The sequence below is a fragment of the Mesorhizobium sp. M7A.F.Ca.AU.001.01.1.1 genome, assembly GCF_004022735.1.
Lineage (GTDB): Bacteria > Pseudomonadota > Alphaproteobacteria > Rhizobiales > Rhizobiaceae > Mesorhizobium > Mesorhizobium ciceri.
Window position 1 is genome coordinate 1 of record NZ_RZPF01000820.1, and the last position, 2,623, is coordinate 2,623.

A 2,623-nucleotide genomic window follows, 5' to 3' on the forward strand; every position below is an offset into this window, starting at 1 on the left:
CATCAGGTTCGGTCCGTCGAGCCACAATTGGCCGGCATCGGAAATGCCTTCGATCGGCTCAAGCTTCATGCGCATGGCCGGCAGCAGCCGCCCGACGGTACCGTCGCGGCCATGGATTGCCGTGTTGACGGCAACCACCGGCGCCGCCTCTGTCAGCCCGAACCCTTCGATGATCTCGGCCTGGAAGCGTTCGCGATAGACGCGGCGGGGTTCCGGCTTCACCGCCTCGGCGCCGGCAACGACGAAGCGCAGGCTGGAAAAATCGCCGTCCTTGGCGGTACGCGCATAGTTGGCGAGGAACGTGTCGGTGCCGAACATAATGGTCGGTTTCCCCTTGCGCGCAACCTCGGGGATGATCTTGTAGTGCAGCGGCGAGGGGTAGAGGAACAGTTTTACCCCGGTGACCAGCGGCAGGATGGTGCCGCCCGTCAGGCCGAACGAATGGAACACCGGCAGCACGTTGAGCAGGATGTCGGCGGGCGAGATGGTGATGCGCGCCTCAGCCTGCATGGCGTTGGCGTAAAGGTTCTTGTGCGACAGCACGACTGCCTTCGGCGTGCCTTCCGAGCCCGAGGTGAACAGGATCACCGCCGGCTTGGCCGCGTCCTGTCGCTGCAGCGGCCAGCGCCACAGCAAGGCGGCGGCAAGCTTGTCCAGCGCGGTGACGCTCTCCCGCACATCCTCGAGCCAGAGAAGCCTGGCGCCGCCCTTTTCGACCGCCGCGACGATATCGGCAAGGTCGGCCTTCTCGACGAACGCGCGGGACGAAATCACGGTCCTTATCACCGCCGTGCGCACGGCCGCGGTGACGCTCGCCGGCCCGGCCGTGTAGTTGATCATCGCCGCCACCCGGCCGGCCGACAGAAGGCCGGTGAGCGACAGCACGACGCCATTGGCATTGGGCAGCATCACGCCGACTGCCTCGCCCGGAGCCGTTACCGCCTCGAAGCGCCTGCCCAGGACGCGGGCGCCGATGAACAGCTTGCGGTAGCTCAGCGCGCCGGAGATCACGTCCTCGATGATGATATGCGAAGCGCCGACGCGGTCGGCGGCATCGCGCATGGCCAGGAACAGGCCACGATCGAGGTTGGTGCCGAAGAGCCGCGCCTCGGCGACACGGTCGAACAGCGCGTTGGTGTTCGAGGCCTGCTCGGGGTTGCGCGCCACCAACTCAGTGATGGTCATCGGCTCCAGCACGCTGATCGACAGTTGCGGAAACCAGTGTCGTGGCGCCTTGTCCCCAGGCGTCAACGACACCGGCAGGCTGCGCGCGCCGCCGACGAAGATCGGCACGATCTTGGCATCGGCCTGCATGGCGATGCGGGTGACGGCACGAAACAACCGAAACGTCTTGACGTCGGGCTCGACTGCATCCGGCAGATAGACAGCGAGCCGGCCCTTGCCCTTCAGCACCCGCACCAGCCGGCGGCTGACGAAGACATGTTCGGCGTTGAAGGCGATGGTACGGCCAAGCTCGCGCCAAGGTTCGAGCCACGGCGAGCGCGCCGAGACCTCATCGAGAATATGCAGCGTGTCTTCCGGCAGCAGCGACAGCATCAGCGCCGGCTCGAAGCGCGATTGATGAGAGATGACGTAGATGACTGGGGCCTGCGCCTTGCGGGCGATCCTGATGCGGCTGTCTCCGATCCGGTAGGCAAGCTTGAACGGGACATAGAGCAGCGCCTGGGTGAAGCGTAGGCCGAGGCGGAATTTTTCCGCCACGCCAATCAGGAGCCAGGCCAGAACAAGACCCGCAAGCAGCGCCAGTGTCAGGATCATGCCGCGTCTCTCCCAACGTTTTTAGCATCTCGGCTCTTTGCGGCCGTGTCGGCCAGAACCTAGACGATGTGGGAGCAAGGTCAATGCGGAGCTTTTGCTTCCCTTGGTGCGGGAAGCTGCTTCTCACGCCGCCTGCAGCCGTCCACTGATGAAACGAAATTCCTGCGTCTTGCCGCCATAGCCGTAAGCGGCTGCCGGCACTTCATGCACGAAGGCGTAGCTCTCCTCGTGCACGCCGCCCAGCAGACGGCCGAAGGCTGCGAAGATCGCCTTCAGATAGGCCTCCAGCTCAAGCTTGGTGTTGGTGCCGTCGACCACCTTGATATCAAGCCAGAACGTGTTGGTGCCGTGCTCGGCCAGCGACTTGCCGCCGGCGAACCAGTGCTGCGGATCGACATAGGACACGGCAACTGCCGTGATCGTCGGGTCCTTGCGCAGCTGCGTCGCGGTGATTTCTGTGGCCTCCTTTGCGATGCGAGCGGAAAGCGCCGCGTCAGGTTTGCCGGTGACGCTGATGTTGATGATAGGCATTCTTCTTCTCCTTGGCTTGAGCGGCGTCCGATCGCCGTTGAAACAACCATGCCACCACCTTTTAGGCAAAAAAATCGAATTGTTTTTAAATGATACTTCGATAGTATCGAAGTATGGAAACGCTCGATCCCGATCTGCTCCGAACCTTCCTTGCTTTCGTCGACAGCGGCTCGCTGGCCCAGGCGGCTGCAAGCATCGGCCGTTCGCCCTCGGCGGTGACCGCCCAGATGCAGCGGCTGGAGGAAGTCGTCGGTGAGCCGCTGCTGGCGCCGCAGGGGCGGGGACGTGGTTTGACGCCGGCGGGGGGGGGTCT

The 2,623-nt window shown here is 64.0% G+C and carries 3 protein-coding genes; 1 reads left to right on the forward strand and 2 read right to left on the reverse strand.

The features are described 5' to 3' along the window. Both EN884_RS32375 and EN884_RS32380 read right to left on the reverse strand, forming a co-directional pair. Positions 1–1,779 (reverse strand): AMP-binding protein (locus tag EN884_RS32375; protein ID WP_128360981.1); only part of this gene is annotated, 1,779 nt, incomplete at its 3' end. 123 nt (positions 1,780–1,902) lie between these two features. After that, on the reverse strand, positions 1,903–2,310 hold the full coding sequence (locus EN884_RS32380) for a 4-oxalocrotonate tautomerase family protein (RefSeq protein WP_013532540.1): 408 nt from the start codon (positions 2,308–2,310) through the stop codon (positions 1,903–1,905). A gap of 113 nt (positions 2,311–2,423) precedes the next feature. On the opposite strand from EN884_RS32380, the gene EN884_RS32385 reads away from it, so the two are divergent. After that, positions 2,424–2,623: LysR family transcriptional regulator (locus EN884_RS32385; RefSeq protein ID WP_128360982.1), on the forward strand; the 200-nt coding region annotated here is incomplete at its 3' end.